The 260-nt window shown below is 27.7% G+C and carries 1 protein-coding gene; it reads right to left on the minus strand.

Annotation, left to right across the window (positions count from 1 at the left end):
* A partial coding sequence (locus SB775_RS30985; RefSeq protein ID WP_410865105.1) for a DUF1643 domain-containing protein occupies positions 1–260 on the minus strand: 260 nt, incomplete at both ends.

A 260-nucleotide genomic window follows, 5' to 3' on the forward strand; every position in this document is an offset into this window, starting at 1 on the left:
CATAAGTTTTTTCACATAAGATATAAGTTGATTTGAATCAGTTAAATAAAATGGAAGTACATTAAAGATAAAAATTTTGGATGCATCTTGTTTGTAGGCTGCGGCTATTATTTTATTTATGGTGAGGTCTGATTCATGCTCATTAGCTTTACTAGGATTTTTAAGAATATAGGTTATTACCTTATTAGTATCTTTATCAGTTTTTATGACTAATGATGTTCTAACATTAATCGTTTTTCCTTGCTGACTTACAAATGAGT

The organism is Peribacillus sp. SIMBA_075 (assembly GCF_046534585.1).